This window comes from Micromonospora sp. WMMD708 (genome assembly GCF_049315245.1).
Lineage (GTDB): Bacteria > Actinomycetota > Actinomycetes > Mycobacteriales > Micromonosporaceae > Micromonospora > Micromonospora wenchangensis.
In genome coordinates, this window is record NZ_CP186060.1 from 3,539,745 (window position 1) to 3,556,243 (window position 16,499).

The 16,499-nt window shown below is 69.3% G+C and carries 20 protein-coding genes and 1 pseudogene; 16 read left to right on the forward strand and 5 right to left on the reverse strand.

All coding sequences use genetic code 11. The features are described 5' to 3' along the window. Positions 1-27: 27 nt before the first annotated feature. Positions 28-1,209: an ROK family protein gene (locus tag ACN260_RS15615; protein ID WP_422751812.1), complete on the forward strand. Its 1,182-nt coding sequence runs from the start codon at positions 28-30 to the stop codon at positions 1,207-1,209. A gap of 98 nt (positions 1,210-1,307) precedes the next feature. Here ACN260_RS15615 and ACN260_RS15620 read toward each other — a convergent pair whose 3' ends face one another. Further along, the gene (locus ACN260_RS15620) at positions 1,308-1,718 is read right to left on the reverse strand and encodes a RidA family protein (protein ID WP_422751813.1); all 411 of its coding nucleotides are present in this window, start codon (positions 1,716-1,718) and stop codon (positions 1,308-1,310) included. Between the two features lie 71 nt (positions 1,719-1,789). Here ACN260_RS15620 and ACN260_RS15625 point away from each other — a divergent pair, with 71 nt between their 5' ends. The 3 genes from ACN260_RS15625 (at position 1,790) to ACN260_RS15635 (ending at position 3,252) form a co-directional block, all read left to right on the forward strand. Then, the gene (locus ACN260_RS15625) at positions 1,790-2,164 is read left to right on the forward strand and encodes a winged helix-turn-helix transcriptional regulator (protein ID WP_422751814.1); all 375 of its coding nucleotides are present in this window, start codon (positions 1,790-1,792) and stop codon (positions 2,162-2,164) included. Between the two features lie 29 nt (positions 2,165-2,193). Beyond that, positions 2,194-2,415, forward strand: coding sequence for a winged helix-turn-helix domain-containing protein (locus ACN260_RS15630; RefSeq protein ID WP_422751815.1), 222 nt, complete (start codon positions 2,194-2,196; stop codon positions 2,413-2,415). Positions 2,416-2,673: 258 nt separating this feature from the next. Continuing rightward, positions 2,674-3,252 (forward strand): hypothetical protein, encoded by a 579-nt coding sequence (locus tag ACN260_RS15635; protein WP_422751816.1) that lies wholly within the window; start codon positions 2,674-2,676, stop codon positions 3,250-3,252. A 380-nt stretch (positions 3,253-3,632) separates the two neighbouring features. Here ACN260_RS15635 and fxsT read toward each other — a convergent pair whose 3' ends face one another. Next, complete coding sequence (gene fxsT, locus ACN260_RS15640) at positions 3,633-6,041, reverse strand: FxSxx-COOH system tetratricopeptide repeat protein (protein ID WP_422751817.1); 2,409 nt, start codon at positions 6,039-6,041, stop codon at positions 3,633-3,635. 200 nt (positions 6,042-6,241) lie between these two features. Then, positions 6,242-6,652: a hypothetical protein gene (locus ACN260_RS15645; RefSeq protein ID WP_422751818.1), complete on the reverse strand. Its 411-nt coding sequence runs from the start codon at positions 6,650-6,652 to the stop codon at positions 6,242-6,244. A 694-nt stretch (positions 6,653-7,346) separates the two neighbouring features. Here ACN260_RS15645 and ACN260_RS15650 point away from each other — a divergent pair. After that, positions 7,347-7,913, forward strand: coding sequence for an HD domain-containing protein (locus ACN260_RS15650; RefSeq protein ID WP_422751819.1), 567 nt, complete (start codon positions 7,347-7,349; stop codon positions 7,911-7,913). Here ACN260_RS15650 and ACN260_RS15655 read toward each other — a convergent pair. Both ACN260_RS15655 and ACN260_RS15660 read right to left on the reverse strand, forming a co-directional pair. After that, the gene (locus ACN260_RS15655) at positions 7,901-8,371 is read right to left on the reverse strand and encodes an NUDIX hydrolase (protein ID WP_422751820.1); all 471 of its coding nucleotides are present in this window, start codon (positions 8,369-8,371) and stop codon (positions 7,901-7,903) included. The two genes, ACN260_RS15650 and ACN260_RS15655, sit on opposite strands and share 13 nt — an antisense overlap. 4 nt (positions 8,372-8,375) lie before the next feature. After that, complete coding sequence (locus ACN260_RS15660; RefSeq protein ID WP_422751821.1) at positions 8,376-9,134, reverse strand: XRE family transcriptional regulator; 759 nt, start codon at positions 9,132-9,134, stop codon at positions 8,376-8,378. 179 nt (positions 9,135-9,313) lie between these two features. Here ACN260_RS15660 and ACN260_RS15665 point away from each other — a divergent pair, with 179 nt between their 5' ends. The 11 genes and pseudogenes from ACN260_RS15665 to ACN260_RS15715 all read left to right on the forward strand — a co-directional run bounded on the left by ACN260_RS15665 (position 9,314) and on the right by ACN260_RS15715 (position 16,487). Beyond that, positions 9,314-9,634: a hypothetical protein gene (locus ACN260_RS15665; protein ID WP_204958695.1), complete on the forward strand. Its 321-nt coding sequence runs from the start codon at positions 9,314-9,316 to the stop codon at positions 9,632-9,634. 251 nt (positions 9,635-9,885) lie between these two features. Then, positions 9,886-10,296, forward strand: a complete 411-nt coding sequence (locus tag ACN260_RS15670) for a DUF3307 domain-containing protein (RefSeq protein ID WP_422751822.1) — start codon at positions 9,886-9,888, stop codon at positions 10,294-10,296. A gap of 169 nt (positions 10,297-10,465) precedes the next feature. Continuing rightward, positions 10,466-11,344: pseudogene (locus ACN260_RS15675) on the forward strand (hypothetical protein). 89 nt (positions 11,345-11,433) lie between these two features. Next, entirely contained in the window at positions 11,434-12,300 is an 867-nt protein-coding gene (locus ACN260_RS15680; protein WP_208566250.1) for an FtsK/SpoIIIE domain-containing protein, read from the forward strand. Next, entirely contained in the window at positions 12,297-12,506 is a 210-nt protein-coding gene (locus ACN260_RS15685) for a hypothetical protein (RefSeq protein ID WP_194823645.1), read from the forward strand. The genes ACN260_RS15680 and ACN260_RS15685 overlap by 4 nt, the downstream gene beginning before the upstream one ends. An 86-nt stretch (positions 12,507-12,592) precedes the next feature. Continuing rightward, positions 12,593-13,033 carry a DUF6197 family protein gene (locus tag ACN260_RS15690; RefSeq protein WP_422751823.1) on the forward strand — a complete coding sequence of 147 codons (441 nt, stop codon included), beginning with the start codon at positions 12,593-12,595 and terminating at the stop codon, positions 13,031-13,033. Continuing rightward, positions 13,030-13,329: a hypothetical protein gene (locus ACN260_RS15695; RefSeq protein WP_194823647.1), complete on the forward strand. Its 300-nt coding sequence runs from the start codon at positions 13,030-13,032 to the stop codon at positions 13,327-13,329. Before ACN260_RS15690 ends, ACN260_RS15695 begins: the two co-directional genes overlap by 4 nt. Next, entirely contained in the window at positions 13,326-13,670 is a 345-nt protein-coding gene (locus ACN260_RS15700) for an RRQRL motif-containing zinc-binding protein (RefSeq protein ID WP_422751824.1), read from the forward strand. Before ACN260_RS15695 ends, ACN260_RS15700 begins: the two co-directional genes overlap by 4 nt. After that, the gene (locus ACN260_RS15705) at positions 13,670-14,434 is read left to right on the forward strand and encodes a hypothetical protein (RefSeq protein ID WP_422751825.1); all 765 of its coding nucleotides are present in this window, start codon (positions 13,670-13,672) and stop codon (positions 14,432-14,434) included. Before ACN260_RS15700 ends, ACN260_RS15705 begins: the two co-directional genes overlap by 1 nt. Next, positions 14,431-14,697 (forward strand): hypothetical protein, encoded by a 267-nt coding sequence (locus ACN260_RS15710; protein WP_422751826.1) that lies wholly within the window; start codon positions 14,431-14,433, stop codon positions 14,695-14,697. Before ACN260_RS15705 ends, ACN260_RS15710 begins: the two co-directional genes overlap by 4 nt. Beyond that, entirely contained in the window at positions 14,697-16,487 is a 1,791-nt protein-coding gene (locus ACN260_RS15715; RefSeq protein ID WP_422751827.1) for a replication initiator, read from the forward strand. Before ACN260_RS15710 ends, ACN260_RS15715 begins: the two co-directional genes overlap by 1 nt. Positions 16,488-16,499 lie beyond the last annotated feature (12 nt).

Sequence of the window (16,499 nt, forward strand, 5' to 3'; positions counted from 1 at the left end):
GTTTTCGTAAGTGTTGCGATAAGCGCCATGGCCCGGACCTCCCGCGACATCCGTTCCGCCAACCGGCTCACCGTCGTCCAACAGGTCGTCGCCGCCGGCACCACCAGCCGGCAGCGCCTCGCCGTCGACACCGGGCTCAGCCTCGGCACCGTCGCCACCCTGGTCGCCGAACTCACCGACCTCGGGCTGCTCACCGAGGCCGGCCGGGAGGACTCCGGCGGCGGCCGGCCCCGCGGCCTGGTCACCACCGACCCGCACGGCGGCCTGCTCGTCGGCGTCGACGTCGCCGAGACGTACGTGCACGTCGACCTCTTCGACACCACGCTGACCCGGCTGACCGGTGCCGAGGAGGCGCTACGCCCCCTGGAACGCCGCCCCCACCAGGTGGTCCGGCACATCGTCAGCGGCATCGACACCGTCCTGGCCGGCACCGGGGCCCGGGTGCTCGGCGTCGGGGTCAGCGTCCCCGGCCAGGTCGACCGGGAGGGTGGCGTGTCGGTGTTCGCGCCCAACTGGAACTGGCACGACGTACCGCTACGGGACCTGCTCGCCGACCACCTGCCGCTGCCGCTGCACCTGGACAACCCGCTGCGCGCGGCGGTGCTCGCCGAACTGTGGGCCGGGGCCGCCCGGGGCCGCGACGACGTCGCCGTGATCAACCTGGGCACCGGCGTCGGCGCTGGCCTCGCCTTCGGCGGCACCCTCTACCGGGGCAGCAGCAACAGCGCCGGCGAGTGGGGGCACACCACCCTGGTCCTCGACGGCCGGCTCTGCCGCTGCGGCAGCCGGGGCTGCGTCGAGGCGTACGTCGGCGCGCCCGGCATCATGCAGACCCTGCGCGACCTGGCCCCGACCAGCCCACTGCTGCACCCCGAGGACCAGACCGCCACCCTCGACGCCCTCGCCGCCGGACTGGCCGCCGACGACCCCACCGCCGCGAAGGTGGTCGCCGAGACCGCCCGCTACCTCGGCGTCGCCGTCGCCGACCTGGTCAACCTGCTCAACCCGGAGGTCGTGGTGCTCAGCAGTTGGGTCGCCGACCGGCTCGGCGACCGGCTGCGCGACGAGGTCCGCGCCGTGGTCGCCCAGCACGCGCTGCGCCGCCCGCTCGCCGCCACCGGGATCGTCCGCTCCCCCGTCGCCGGCAACCCGGTCAGCCTCGGCGCGGCCACCCTCGCCCTGGAGGGCCTCCTCACCCAGGGCCGCTGAGCCCGCGCGCATGATGGGCGCTATGTCGGCGATCCAGCGGTATCGGAGCGCTCGGAAACCACTGGATCGCCGACATGGGTCTCACCGAGCCGGGACAGTCAGTCCAGGATCGCCGTCGCCTCGACCTCGACGAGGACGTCGGGCTCGAAGAGATAATCGACGCCGATGAGCGACGACGGCGGCAACGGCTGCGGCAGGCCGAGTTCCTCCGCGACGTCCTGCACCCCGGCCATGAAGTCGCCGATCCGCTCGGGCGACCAGTTCGTCACGTAGAACGTCAGGCGGACGACGTCGGCGAAGCCCGCGCCGGCACCGGCCAGCCCGTTCCCCGTGTTGCGCAGCGCCTGGGCCACCTGACCCCGCAGGTCGCCGGTGGCGACCGGGCGGCCGGCCCCGTCCCGGCTGATCTGACCGGCCACGTGGACGTGGCGCGACCCCGACGCGACCGCGACGTGGTGGTAGGGAACGGGCTGCATCATGCCCGGCGCGGAGAAAAGCTGAACACCCATCTGAGTTCCTCCCTCGTTGGTATCTCATGGATACCTGGTGCTCCGAGGACACTTCAACGAGACTAGGTGTCATGCCGGAAACCACACCCCTGCCGTCGGAAGCCCTCCGGATCGCCCCGCCCCACCGCGAACTGCTGGACCAGGTGCTCGACAAGTGGTCGTTGGAGGTGCTCAACCAGCTCTGCGAACGGCCCTGCCGGTTCAACGAGCTGCGCCACGCCATCCCCGCCGTCTCCCAGAAGTCACTGAGCGCCACCCTGCGCCGGCTCGAACGCAACGGCATCGTCGCGCGGCACGTCCTGGCCTCGCGGCCGGTCGCCGTCGAGTACCGCATCACCCCGCTGGGCAAGACGCTCCGGCACCCGGTCGACGTGCTCCTCGACTGGGCCGGGCGGCACCTGCCCGCCATCGAGGCCGCCCGCCGGTCGTACGACGAGACGACCTGACCGGCGGGCGACCGTGCCACCTCCCCCGGGTGCCGCCTCAGACCAGGCGCTGGAGGCGTACCTTCGGGCGCTCGTTCCTGTCCGGCCAACTGAAGCCGGGCGACAAGCTGCCGTCGTTCGCTGCCCTGTGCGAGCGGTACGAGGTCAGTAACACCGTCATCCGGGCCGCGATGCTCATCCTCAAAGCCGAAGGCTTGATCGACGGCAGGCAGGGCAAAGGTGTGTACGTCGCGACGCCGCTCCCCCGCTAGCCTCGGTCATTCAGCGGGGATGGCGGCGGCACCGCCACACCGATCCTCGACCGGAGAACGCAGCATTCGGCGGCCGTCGAGCATGCACGAATCATCAGGGCTTACGGTCACTCATCGCCGCACAGAGGTCGACTGGAAGGTTCCCTTGAATCGCGCACAGCCCCCCGACTGTCGCGGCTACCACTACTGCGGTTCAGGTCGATCGCCGCCCGCCACCCCGGCAGGTGTTTGGCGTCGATCGCCACCTAACATCACCTCGTGGTTCCCACCAACACGGGATTAACCGGCGGGCGACCGCCTCGACACCTCCCGCCGGGAGTCAACATCGCCAGCGCGTTGTTCGCTCTCCAGGCATCGTTGCTGACATTTGCGGCCGTTTCCGCCCTATACACGCGAGGGGACATCAACGCTGCCGTTAACGACGCCGCGGAGCACTCCGGCACGCCGACAGACAGCAGTTCAATCGCCCTCAAGGCGTCCTACTTCCACTTCGAAGCCCGGCTCACCCTGTGGTATGCACTCTTCTTCGCGCCGGCATTGTTAGGCGTCGCCTTATGGGTCAGGACGGGTCGACAGACCGCGAGAGTAGCCGCCCTCACGACGGGCCTACTCAGCGCGCTTTGCTGCTGCGGGTCCGGATGGCGGCTGTGGCTGGCTGACGAAGCGACAGAGATTGACGAAGCACTTCCGGCAGCATTTGGCCGAATGTATCCGACATGGGTTGAAGTCGGCAAAATCGGACTGGTGGCGTCCTTTGTGCCTGCCATCATCGCGACAACCATCCTCGCCTTCAGCAGGCGTACCGCCACCCGCGCCTCCCCAGGGTCGAACCCGTGACCTCCACGGCGTGAAGGGCGACGCGGGCGGGAACATCAGGGCGCTGTCACCGTCCGGCCCCCGCTCACCCTGCGGGTCTACACCCACCTCCGGCCGCCCGGCGAGGACCGCACCCGCCGGGCGATCGACACCGCCGTCGGGCACGGCCCCACGACCCCCGACTGCCCGGCCACGGCCCAGCGGGGTGCCGGAACGGTGTCCGCGCAGCTCAGGATGGGTAACGGCGTCACTTGGCGTTGAACTGGTGCCTGGTGTCAGGCGAACCGGGCAAAGGGTGCCCATTCCCTGCCTGAGCTGCGCAAACACTTGGCATCGATCGCCACCGCTGGGTATCAATGGTCAACGTTCCACGGCCTGGCGACGGCCTGACTCCTTGAACCTTAGGCATCGTTCGAACCAGACCGTCTACGCTGAATTTCTGCCTTGATCTCCAACGCCCGCCGCCGCAACGACAACGCCTCCTCCGCCCGACCCAGACCCCCCAACGTGTACGCCAGGTTGTCCAACCGGATCGCGATATCGGGATGTCCCGCCGGCAACGCCGCCTCGCTGATCTCCAACGCCCGCCGCCGCAACGACAACGCCTCCTCCGCCCGACCCAGACCCCCCAACGTGCCCGCCAGGTTGTCCAACCGGATCGCGATATCGGGATGTCCCGCCGGCAACGCCGCCTCGCTGATCTCCAACGCCCGCCGCTGCAACGACAACGCCTCCTCCGCCCGACCCAGACCCCCCAACGTGCCCGCCAGGTTGTCCAACCGGATCGCGATGGTGGGGTGTCCCGCCGGCAACGCCGCCTCGCTGATCTCCAACGCCCGCCGCTGCAACGGCAACACCTCCTCCGCCCGCCCCAGATCCCCCAACGTGTACGCCAGGTTGTTCAACTGGAGCGCGATATCGGGATGTCCCGCCGGCAACGCCGCCTCGCTGATCTCCAACGCCCGCCGCTGCAACGACAACGCCTCCTCCGCCCGACCCAGACCCCCCAACGTGCCCGCCAGGTTGTCCAACCGGATCGCGATGGTGGGGTGTCCCGCCGGCAACGCCGCCTCGCTGATCTCCAACGCCCGCCGCTGCAACGGCAACACCTCCTCCGCCCGCCCCAGATCCCCCAACGTGTACGCCAGGTTGTTCAACTGGAGCGCGATATCGGGATGTCCCGCCGGCAACGCCGCCTCGCTGATCTCCAACGCCCGCCGCCGCAACGGCAACGCCTCCTCCGCCCGACCCAGATCCCCCAACGTGCCCGCCAGGTTGTCCAACCGGATCGCGATGGTGGGGTGTCCCGCCGGCAACGCCGCCTCGCTGATCTCCAACGCCCGCCGCCGCAACGGCAACGCCTCCTCCGCCCGACCCAGATCCCCCAACGTGCCCGCCAGGTTGTCCAACCGGGTCGCGATGGTGGGGTGTCCCGCCGGCAACGCCGCCTCGCTGATCTCCAACGCCCGCCGCCGCAACGGCAACGCCTCCTCCGCCCGACCCAGACCCCCCAACGTGCCCGCCAGGTTGTCCAACCGGATCGCGATGGTGGGGTGTCCCGCCGGCAACGCCGCCTCGCTGATCTCCAACGCCCGCTTCTCAGCTTGGAGGGCCTGGCCGTACCTGGCCTGCGTGTAGTGATAGAACCCAACCTGGCCTAGCAGGAAAGCGAAGGTCAGATCTACGGTGTCCTCGGGCATGTGTTGAGCAAACGCTTCGACGTGTGAGGCGAATGCTCTCCACTGCGGCCAGATATCTACGTCCTCTGATGGATTGCCTCGTGGACGGGCTTGGTCGAGCAGAGCCAACGCACGGTCAAGGACTTGCTGCCACAACGACTCGGGTAGGTCGCTGCGCTCGTCGCGGTAGTCACCCTCGGCCCGCATCTGCGCCTGACCGCGAACCACCGTCTGAAGAAGCCGGTGAGTGCTGACTGTCGTCTGCGTGAGCGTGACCAGGTTGTACGACGCCAACGCCGACAGCACCTGATCGACAGCACCGGGCTGTTCGGCAAATCCGGCCAGGATAGAACGCGGCACGTCGTCCGGCGCATAGCACGACAGAATCCGCAGCAGGTCGATCGCTGCCGGCCGGACCTCGCGCAACCGGTCAAGGGTCAGCAGCCACACCTGCGCCACCGCCCGCTCCGCCTGGTCCCCCTCCGCGATCGTGTTCAACACCTCAGCAGGCTGCACCCGCAGCCGATCCAGATAGACCGACACCGGCAGGCGGGTCTGCCTCAGATAGCCGGCCGCCTGCTGCAACGCCAACGGCAGATACCCCAACTCGTCAGCCAACACCGCCGCCGCCAACGAATCCTGCTGCTGGCCACTCTCCAACAACAGCCGCACCGCCGACTCACGATCCAGCATGTCCAGACGTAGACACCCGTCAACCAGCGACTCCCAGTTCACGTCACGCCGCGTCGTGATCAGAAGATGTCCCGTGTCCAACTGCGCCAACAACGGCTCGACATCCGAACGCTGCTCCACATTGTCCAACACCAGCAACCAACCCGACTGATTCTGCAACCAACCGACCGCCCACCCCGCAGCCTCCGCCGTGGTCGCCGCCAACACCAGCTCCGGGTTCAGCCGGGCCGTCAACGCCGCCAAACCGCTCTCGATCGCCGCCGGGCTATCAGCAGTCACCCACCACCGCACCAGATACCGCTCACGCCCCCGGTGGGCATACTGCAACGCCAACTCCGTCTTACCCACCCCACCCAGGCCATGCACCGCCTGACAGATCACCCCACTACCGGCCGACATCACCTCCTCCAGCTCAGCGAACTCCTCCTGACGACCCACAAACAACCGGGTCGGAGGCTTGGGCAGATTATGCAACCGCTTCCCCAAATCGGGTGCCGTCGATTGCCGATGCAGCTCGATCCTCCGCGCATCAACTTTCGCGTCATCCCCGGTGATAGCAAACCCGCTGATCTCACCCGCCGCGACCGACCGGTCACCCTCAGCGCTCACCCCACCAGGGCCGGCAGCATCGCGATCGGTCACCGAGTCACCTGGCCGCCATCCCCGGTGATCACCACCCCACTGATCGTCTGCGCGGCAACGGACCGCTCACCCGATGCCGTGACCGTCACTCCCGCCGACGCCAACAACTGCGACAACTCGGCAGCCAACTGCGCATCGGCAACCACCGCCTTACGAATCTGCAGCCGCAACGCCGCCAACCTATCCCCATCGGCCGGATCCTCGGCCACATCCAGCACCGCCGCCTCCACCATCGGCGCGGACTCCTCCCGCCCCAACAACCGACGCAACAACCGCCCACCCAAACCCACCGTCGCGTCCGCCGCCACCTCCTGCACCCGCGCCACCACACCCGCCCCATACACTCCCGCAGCCGCCGCCACGTACGGCACCACCACACCAGCCAACGCAGTCACATCCGGATCCATCAATCCTCACCCTCCAAGCCCTCTATCAGCGACCCCGATCAGTACCACACCGACACACACAGTGTCACGGCACAACCACAACCACTGCCATCCCGTCCGCCGTCGACCCGCACTCCTGTGGAGCGGGCCGCCGCCCGGCCCGCCACGTCAAGCGGACCTTGACGCACGGTCGGACGCTGGCGGGTCGGGCGGTGGTCTGCTCGGCTCGCCCGGGTCGACGGTGGGCGGGATGGCTTCCCACCGCCACCACCCACGAACCGCGACGCGCCGACGGAGCCCCGGCCATCCTGGAGCCGGAGCGCCCCCGCCGGAGGCGCAGTAACCGCAACCCCGACACCGACCCGGCAGCCGCCGACGGTCCCGGCGTCCGCTGCCCCTACGCCGCGCGGTGCTCGCCGCGCGGCCCGGCCGGCTGCCGGCCCCACCACCCCACCGGGGAAACGGCCTGTCGTCATCCGGCGGCCCATCGGGCTACCCGCCCTCCGCGCCAGCCGCCGGGCGTGTTGCGTGGCCGGAGTCGGAGCGCCAGCGGAGCGACGGACGCGCGCCCAGGCGGCGGCGCGTGCGGCCCGTTCAGGGCCGCCTTGAAGACGTACAGAAACTTTGAACCACATCGCCGGCAGCCGGCCGCCTCGGTCGCCGGTGACTGGACACGGGATGGTGCGTGGACCGGGTCGCTCCGTACCCTGGCGGGATGGCCGACATCGTCGATACCGCTCGGGAAGTTGCGCGACACCTGTTGGAGACGCCGTTGCCTCGTCGGTGGAGTCACGTCCAGGCGGTGGCCGCCAAGGCGGACCGGATCAGCGCGGCGGTCCCGGTCGAAGATCGCGCGGTGCTCGTAGCGTCGGCGTGGCTGCACGATGTGGGCTACAGCCCGGACCTGGTCGACACCGGCTTCCACTCCCTCGACGGTGGGCGCTGGTTGCGGCGTGAGCGGTTCAACGAGCGGATTGCCGCCCTGGTGGCTCATCACTCCTGCGCGTGGTTGGAAGCGGAGGAACGTGGGCTCGGTGAGGTCCTGGCCGCCGAGTTCCCTCGGGAGGAAACCGCGGTCACCGACGGGCTCTGCTTCTCGGACATGACGACCGGGCCGGACGGCCAGGACTTCGAGGTGTTGGAGCGGCTGGCGGAGATCAGGTCGCGGTATGGGCCAGACCACCTGGTGACCCGGTTCATCGGTCGGGCGGAACCGGAGATGGTGGCCGCTGTGCGGCGGACTCAGGAGCGGCTTGCCGGCGGTGTCCGTCAGCCGATGTAGGGCTCGGGGCGGTCCTCGTAGCCGTGGGTGATGCGGAGCAGGGTCGACGGGTGGATGTCGAGCGCGGCCAGCTCGTCAGGGGCAACCCACCGGGCTTCGTGTGACTCGTCGCTCGGGGTCGGGGTGCCGCTGACCGGTACGGCGCGGAAGCAGAGCGAGAACTGTTGCCGTACCTCGCCGTCTGAGTACGCGATGACGTGACCGGGGTCGGAGTAGACGCCGACCATCCCGGTCACCTCGACGCTGATGCCGGTTTCCTCGCGGGTTTCCCGGACTGCCGTCTCGGCGACCGATTCGCCGATCTCCTGGCCGCCACCGGGCAGGGACCACAGACCGTTGTCGGTGCGCCGGATCAGCAGCACCCGGGCCTGCTCGTCCCGGACGAAGACGGAAACGGCGACGACGATGCTGTTGGCCTTCGGCGCGTTCGGGTCGTGGTAGTGCTCGGTTCTCGCCATGTCCCTAGGCTGCCATCTCGTCGCCGGGTCGGCGCTTCGAGGCCAACACGACTCGATCGAAGCTGTCGGAGTAGGTGCGGAACAGGTCGCCTCCGTTGAGCTTGCGTAGGTGCATGACGGGCGCGTGTGGTGCCGGGAAGCCGAGGACGTGCATGTTGACCAGCATTTCGTCATCGAAGCGGTAGATCGAGTTGTAGAGGGTCGTGTCGTGGTAGAGCACGTTCACCCCGGGCGCATCCTCAAGCCGCTTGTAGTACCCCTGAACCTGGCGGATCTTTGCGGCCATCACGCCGGGGGCACCCTCCTCGACGCTCCTTCGCTCGATCGCGGTGCTGGTCGGATCACCGAGCAGGATGTTCACCGTTACGCCGTCAAGGCCCTTTTGACGCAGGACGTCGACAAGCATCGGGTCCTGCTCCACGAGGAATAGGCCGGCGTAGGCCAGTACGTCGATGCGCTGCTCGGCCCGTTCGATCAGTCGACGCCACAGTTCGTTCGGCACCGAGGACCGCCGGGAGTAGAGCTGGACCATTTCGCTCTGCCCGATCTTCGACGCCCGTTCCGGTGTCACTGCCTCCGGCCAGAGATACGGGACGTCTTCGCGCACCATCGCCGCGATGGCGTGCCGATGACGCGGATACGGCGTCCGATTCTGGGTGATCCAGCGTTCCACGGTCTTCGCGTCGACCCCGATCCTCTCGGCTACGGCGACGGGAGTCAGGCCGTTGCGCAGGATGGCATCGCGTAGCCGGTCGTTCGGCATCGGACACTCCTCAAGGGACGACTTTAGGACGACTACAAGGTAGCCGAGACGTCCCATAGTCGTCCAGTCCATCGGATGGGCTGTCCCCCGCTTTCCGGGAGTCTTTACCGCAGAGGCCAAGAGCAGAAAGTCCACCGGGGACAAGCTCACTACCTGGCCCGAGACACAGGAGGTTTGTTGTGAAGCTGTACGTGGACACCCAGAGCAAGCAGGTTCAGGTGACGAGGGACCCGGAGCCGAAGAACGACCAGAACGGCAACCAGCGGTCGGAGAAGAACACTGGCCGGCTCATGTGGTCCACCCAGGTCTTCGTGCTCGACGAGACCGGTGGCGAGATCATCACCATCACCACGGCGGGAGAGAAGCCGAGCGTGACGGTGGGACAGCTCGTCGCTGTCGAGCAGTTGGAGGCCATTCCGTGGGCGACCAACGGGCGTAACGGCGTCGCGTTCCGTGCCATCTCGCTGAAGCCGAAGGCTGGTGCATCGGCGGCCAAGTGAGGTTCTTCGCTCACCGTGCTGTGTGAGCCTCTGGTGTCTTCACACGAAGCGGCCTGACGGTCCGCTGATCTGATCCGCCCAAGGTTCCGGGAGCGTTTCTGGCTCCTACTCTCCCGGCCCTCGGCAACTGCGGTTGCCCTCTCGATATGGCGCGGGGTCGGTACTGGCTCCTACACCTGCCGACCCCGCCTGCCATCCAACCCGTCTGCCCATTGTCGTTGGGAGTGGTTGTCATGCTCGTTTCCGCCATCGTGTTCGCCGTCGTCGCGGCGACCTTCTACGCCGGCCACCAGGTGGCCGATCACGTCTTCGGTCAGTCCGACAAGCAGGCCGCCCACAAGGCCGCTCCCGGCTGGGACGGCTGGCGTCACCTGCTGGGCCACATCGTGGCCTATCACCTCGTGGTGGTGGTCATGCTGACCATCGCCATCGTCGCGCTCGACCTGCCCGTCACCGTTGTCGGGCTCACTGCCGGTGTCGGCTTCTCCGCCGTCTCCCACGCCATCCTCGACCGGCGTTGGCCGGTGCGGTGGCTGCTCATCCACACCGGAAGCGCGGACTTCGCCGACCGTCAGGCCCCGATCTGCGGCATGTACCTGGCGGATCAGTCCCTGCACGCGGCCTGCCTGTGGGTGTCCGCACTGCTCGTCGCCTGCATCTGAGCCCATCGGCTGCTGCGGCGGCCTGAGTGATTTCGAGCGCGGGGCCGGTACTGGCTCCTACACCTGCCGGCCCCGTGCTCTCCAACCCATCCAGCCCAATCGCTTGGGAGGACGTGTCGTGTCCAAGTCTAGCCCTCGCCGCTCGTTCGGGCGGAAGTCAACCGGAACCGTGACGGTTATCGAGGCCAAGGTTCACCGGTCGTCGGCCCGGAACGCCCGCATGGCGTTCATCCTCACTGCGGTCATCATCGGCGTACTCGCTGCCGTGGTGGCCGCTGCCTACGTACACCCGATCATCGCGCTGTTCATCGGCGCGGCCGTCAGCGTCCCGTGTGGTGCGCTGGCCTGGCTGCTGGTCCGCATCTGGCCGGTACTGCGGCTGCTGTGGTGGTGGACCCCGGAAATCGTCCTGGCCGTGCTGCTGCTCACCGGCTGGGTGCAGCTCGCCATGCACACTCCGACCCTGGTCACCCTGGCCGTCGTCGCCGTCGTTCTCGGCGTCCCGGCTGCTGTCCCTGCTCTCCGCCGTCAGGTCGTCGCCTGGGTGTGGTGCCTGATCGTGCGCCACCGGCTGCGGGTGTGCTTCGCACAGTTCATCATCGCCAACCAGTCGGGTTCCCTCCCGCTGATCCTGTGGGCCACGCCGACCCCGGTCGGTGAGCGGGTCTGGGTCTACCTGCGGCCCGGCCTGTCCCTGGCGGACCTGGAAGGCCGCCTCGACAAGATCGCCGTGACCTGTCACGCCTCGTCCGTCCTGGTCGAACGGGCCTAGGAAGGCAACGCCGCGTACCTGCGGTTCGACATCAAGCGCCGCGAGGTGCTCACCGCGACCGTCACGTCTCCCCTGGCCGACGTCATCGATCCCGACGCCCCGGCCACCGACCGGCCGACGCCGGTCATCCCCACCGCCCTGGACCTGCCCGACGTCCAGACGTCGACCATCACCCTGCCCGTCCAGCCCAAGAAGCAGGCCGCCACGTCGGTCAACGGCAGCAAGCCGGCCCCCGCGCCGTCGTCGGACGCCGACGACCTCTCCGACTGGCTCTGATCCCGCACCCAACCCGACCCGGACGCGGGGAGCCCTACGGGCTCCTTCGTGTGGCTTCCCGCGCCCACCAACGCCCAAGGAGGGCACACATGGCTACGGCATCCGCCCCGACCGCCGGCATTCCGGTGGGGCCTGGCCTGTCGATGTTCGACCCGATCTTCATCGGCATCGACGAGTTCGGCCAGCACGTCTACATCACTCTGGCCTACCGGAACCTCCTCGCCGGGGGTGAACCCGGCGGAGGCAAGTCCGGCCTCCTCAACACCATCGCCGCTCACGCCGCGCTCTCAGTCGACTCCCGCCTTGTGCTGCTGGACGGCAAGCTCGTCGAGCTGGGGCAGTGGGAGGACTGCGCCGACGCGTTCATCGGCCCCGACATCACCGCCGCCCTCGACGTCCTGCGACGCCTGCAAACGGTGATGAACAACCGCTACGCCTGGCTACGCGCCCACGGACGTCGCAAGGTCACCGCCCTCGACGGACTCTCCGTCATCACGGTGCTGGTTGACGAGATCGCCTTCTACTCCGCCACCATCGGCAGCAAGCAGGAGCAGGAAGAGTTCGTCGCCCTGCTCCGCGACCTGGTCGCCCGGGGACGTGCCGCCGGCATCCCCGTCATCGCCGCGACTCAGCGGCCGTCCTTCGACATCATCCCCACCAGCCTGCGGGACCTGTTCGGCTACCGCGCCGCGTTCCGCTGCACCACCCCCAACAGCTCGAACATCGTCCTCGGTCACGGCTGGGCCGAGCAGGGCTACACCGCCACCGACATCGCCCCCACCAACCAGGGCGCGGCCTACCTCATCGCCGAAGGCGGGACCCCTCGCCGCATCAAGGTGGCCTACCTCGATGACGCCCAGATCGCCGGCATCGCCGACTACGCCACCTGGACCCGTCGCCCCACCCGCTTGTCCGCACCCACCGGAACCCGAGTCGACTGGGAGACCGCCGCATGAGCCTGCTCCAGCGCATCCACGCACGTCGCACCCCGCGACCGACCACCCGGTACGTCAACCGCTTCGTCGTCGGCACGCCCGCCGAACTCGCCACGCTCCTGAAGCTGGCCGCCGATCACGGGATTCTCGCCTTCGCCTCCGCGCCCGTTCCGCTGCCCGACGACCCCACCCGATTCCGCCGCTACCTGCGGCTACGCACCAACTGAACGGCCGACGGAACCGGCTCAAGCCCTGGAAAGCAGACCGGTTCCGCCGACCTCCCACCAAGCCCTTCTGAAAGGACGTGGCTGCCGTGAAGGCTACCCAGAACCCACCCACCACCGGAACGGTCACCCCTGCTGACCTGCTCCGAATGGCTGCCCTCTACCTGCGCCGGCACGGCTGGCACCAGGGCACCTACTACGCCCCCACCACCGACATCCCCACCCCGCCGGCCTGCGCCGCCGGGGCCATCCGCATCGCCTGCGCCGGTCGCCGGGTCGAACAGTTCACCCAGCTCGATGGCAACACCATCGCCGACTACGTCACCGCTCTCGACGTGCTGGTCGACCACCTCGACGCCACCGCGCCCATTTTCTTCATCGACGAGGACGGCTACCTCCTCGACGAACACGCCTCCCCCTACTCCTGGAACGACGACCCGACCCGCACCGCCGAGCAGGTCATCACCGCCCTTGAGGCCGCCGCCGACGAGTGGGACCGCCTCCACACCGCCGGGGGTGAGAACCGGTGAGCACCGTCAAGGCGTCCTTGACGCCATCCGTCCCGGCGCAGAAGCGTCGTGAGGTCGTCGAGAACGACCAGTTTGCCGCCTTCACCCGGCGCATCATCCGCGCCCACGGCCGCCGCGTCGCCACCGGTGACGTCGAAGCGCTCCGCGACCTCGTCGCCCTCTCCGCCGACCTCGACCGGGCCATCGGTGACGCCGTCATCGGCCTGCGGGCCTTCGGCTACTCCTGGGCCGAGATCGGCTCCCGCCTCGGCATCTCCCGCCAGGCCGCCCAACAGCGTTGGGCAGACCGCTCATGACCGTCTTCTACGACCCGACCGGCAGCCGATACGGCATGCCCACCTACCCCTACCGGATGGCCCCCGACGGCCTTGCTACCCGGCGGCAACTCCGCGCCGCCGGCCTCCGGCCCGCCGGACAGGAGCCCGCCTGCCAGATCCTCTGGCGTCGCGGTAAGCGCGTCGCCTACCTCTACCGCCTCGATCTCGCCAAGCCGAAGCGGACCGCCACGCCCGCCCAGCGGGAGGCCGTCGCCAAAGCGCTCCGCGCCCGCCGCACCTGCGCCGTCTGCGGCCTGGTGCAGCCCTACTACATCCCTCGCCGCTACGGCTGCTGCCTCGACTGCCACGGAGGCCACTGATGCCCGCGAAGACCCCCACTGCCGGCACCCGTGTAGAGGGTGTCGTCCTGGTCCTCATCCTCATCGTCGTCGCCGGCTTCGCCGGAGCGGCCTCGTTCACCCACGTCAAGGACTGGACCCTCGCCAACTCCCCCACCGGCACCGGCGAATGGTTCGGCTGGGCCAACGCCGTCATCTCCGAACTCGTCCCCATCGCCTGCCTACTGACCATCCGCCGACGCCGCCGGGCCTGCGCTTCCATCGGCTACCCACTGTTCCTGCTCCTCGCCGCCGCCGGCCTCTCCCTCGCCGCACAACTCGCGGTCGCCAAACCTGGCCTCTCCGGGTGGCTCCTGTCCGCCGTACCCGCTCTGGCCTTCATGGCCCTGGTGAAACTCGTCCTCGCCCCCGCCCCGGCCGCCACCGACAACGTTCCGGCCGCTGAGCCGGCCGAGCCGATTCACGTCCAGGTGACCGAGCAGGTCACCACCGAGCCGGCACCACCGGCCGCCATCACCACCGACCCGGCACCCATCACGGTCACCCGGCCCACCGAGCCGGAACCCGTCACCACTGCGCCTGTCGCGCCGCGACCCGCCACCATGCCGGCACCGGAGCCGGTCGACGTCCCTACCCACCTGCTGCCCATGGCCCGCTTCGCCGCCGTCCAGCACGAGCAGAACACCGGGGCACCCATCACCCCGGACGAGCTGGCCGACCGGCTCGACGTCACCCCGGCCGTGGCCGGGCAACTCCTCACCACCCTGACCGGTGGTGCCCGATGACCATCGTCATCGTCGACATCGAACACGTCACCCACACCTGCCCCGTCTACCCCGACGGGCACCCGTACGACATCCGGCGCACCGTCGTCGACGTCATCCCCGGCGGACCCTGCCGGGCACCGGTCACCGTCCGCTGCGGCGAACAGACCGCACTCATCTCCTGCCACCGGCACGAACCGACCAAGCGCCAATGCGGTGCCTGCCGGGTCATCGTCACCGAACGCACCATCACCACCCGCACCCCCGACGGGACTGCGGCCTGATGGCCTCGACGCTGGACCTCACCCCCCGCGCTTCGGCCCGGGGGGTGGGCTCGAACGCCGACGTCCCACCTATCTACGGCTACACCGCCGCCGGGGCCGCCTTCGAACGCGCCACCCGACCGGACTACTTCGGCTGGATCGAGCACGTCCGCGCCGCCGCCGGCTGCACCCGCCCGATCCGCCTCGCCGGCAGTCTCCTCACCGTCGACTCGGCCACCGGTCGGGTTATCGACCAGCGGCACACCGACGCCATGCCCGACGCGGTTATCTACACCGCCTGCGGCAACCGACGCGCCACCGTCTGCCCCTCCTGCGCCCACACCTACCAACGCGACGCCTACCAGCTCCTGCGCACCGGCCTCGTCGGCGGCAAGGGCGTACCCGACACCGTCACCCGACACCCTGCCGTGTTCCCCACCTTCACCGCACCGTCGTTCGGACCAGTCCACGTCCGGGCCGTCCGCAAACACACCTGCCGGAACCGCAAGCGCTGCGACTGCCGCCCCGACCCCTGCCACGCCCGCCGTGCCACCGACCCGGCCGCCGGCCGCTGCCCCCACGGCCGACCCGTCGCATGCTGGGCAAGGCACGAACCCGGTGACGCCACACTCGGTCAACCGCTCTGCCTGGACTGCTACGACCACGACCACCAGGCCGTCTGGAACCTCTTCTCCGGCGAACTCTGGCACCGCACCAAGCAAGCCGCGGAACGGCACCTCGCCAAACTCGCGCGCCACCGCGGCATCCCCCGCGTCCAGGTCGTCACCGCCGCCGGCAACACCCGCACCGTCCCGCCCGTGCGGCTGTCCCACGGCAAGGCCGCCGAGTTCCAGGCACGCGGCGCAGTCCACTTCCACGCCCTCGTCCGCCTCGACGGCGTCGACCCCGACGACCCCGCCGCCGTCGTCCCACCATCGGCCGCGTTCACCGTCACCGACCTCGTCGACGCGCTCCGGCACGCCGCCGTGCAGGTCGCATTCGCCACCCCCGCCCACCCCGACCGGCCCGACGGCTGGCCCATCGCCTGGGGCGAGCAGCTCGACATCCGCCCCATCACGCTGAACGGCCACGGCGAGGTCACCGACAGCATGGTTGCCGGCTACCTTGCCAAGTACGCCACCAAGAGCACCGAGGTAACCGGGCACCGCTCCGCCAGGCTCACCGCCGACACCATCGGCGACCACGCCGACCCCGACGGCGACCACACCGCCCGCCTCATCGACGCCTGCTGGCGCATCGGCCGACCCACCGGCACCCCCGTCCCGCTGTCCCAGCGGCCCCGCGACCACCGACCCCGGCCCGGCTTCGTCGACCACTGGGAGTGCCCCGACTGCGGCACCCACACCCGATACGCCGCCTGCCCCGTCTGCGTCGCCCACCGTCAAGCCGCCCTTGACACCAAACCGGCCAACAGACCGACGACCAACCCCTACGCCCGGCTACGCCGATGGGCGCACATGCTCGGTTTCGGCGGCCACTTCCTCACCAAGGCCCGGCGGTACTCCGTCACCTTCCAACTCCTGCGCGACACCCGCCGCCACCACCGGCAGCGTGAGGACCAGGACCACAGGCACCCGGCCGCCGGCGGCCAGCTCGTCAACGAGCACGACGACACCACCCTGATCGTCGGCACCCTCACCTTCGCCGGCGTCGGCTGGCACACCACCGGTGACGCCCTCCTCGCCAACACCGCCGCCGCCATGGCCCGCGAGCGACAAGCCACCGGCCGCGAAGAACTCGCCCACGAACTCGGCACCAACCCGGCCGGCATCGCGCCGGCTGCTGCCTGACCCCTCCGACTG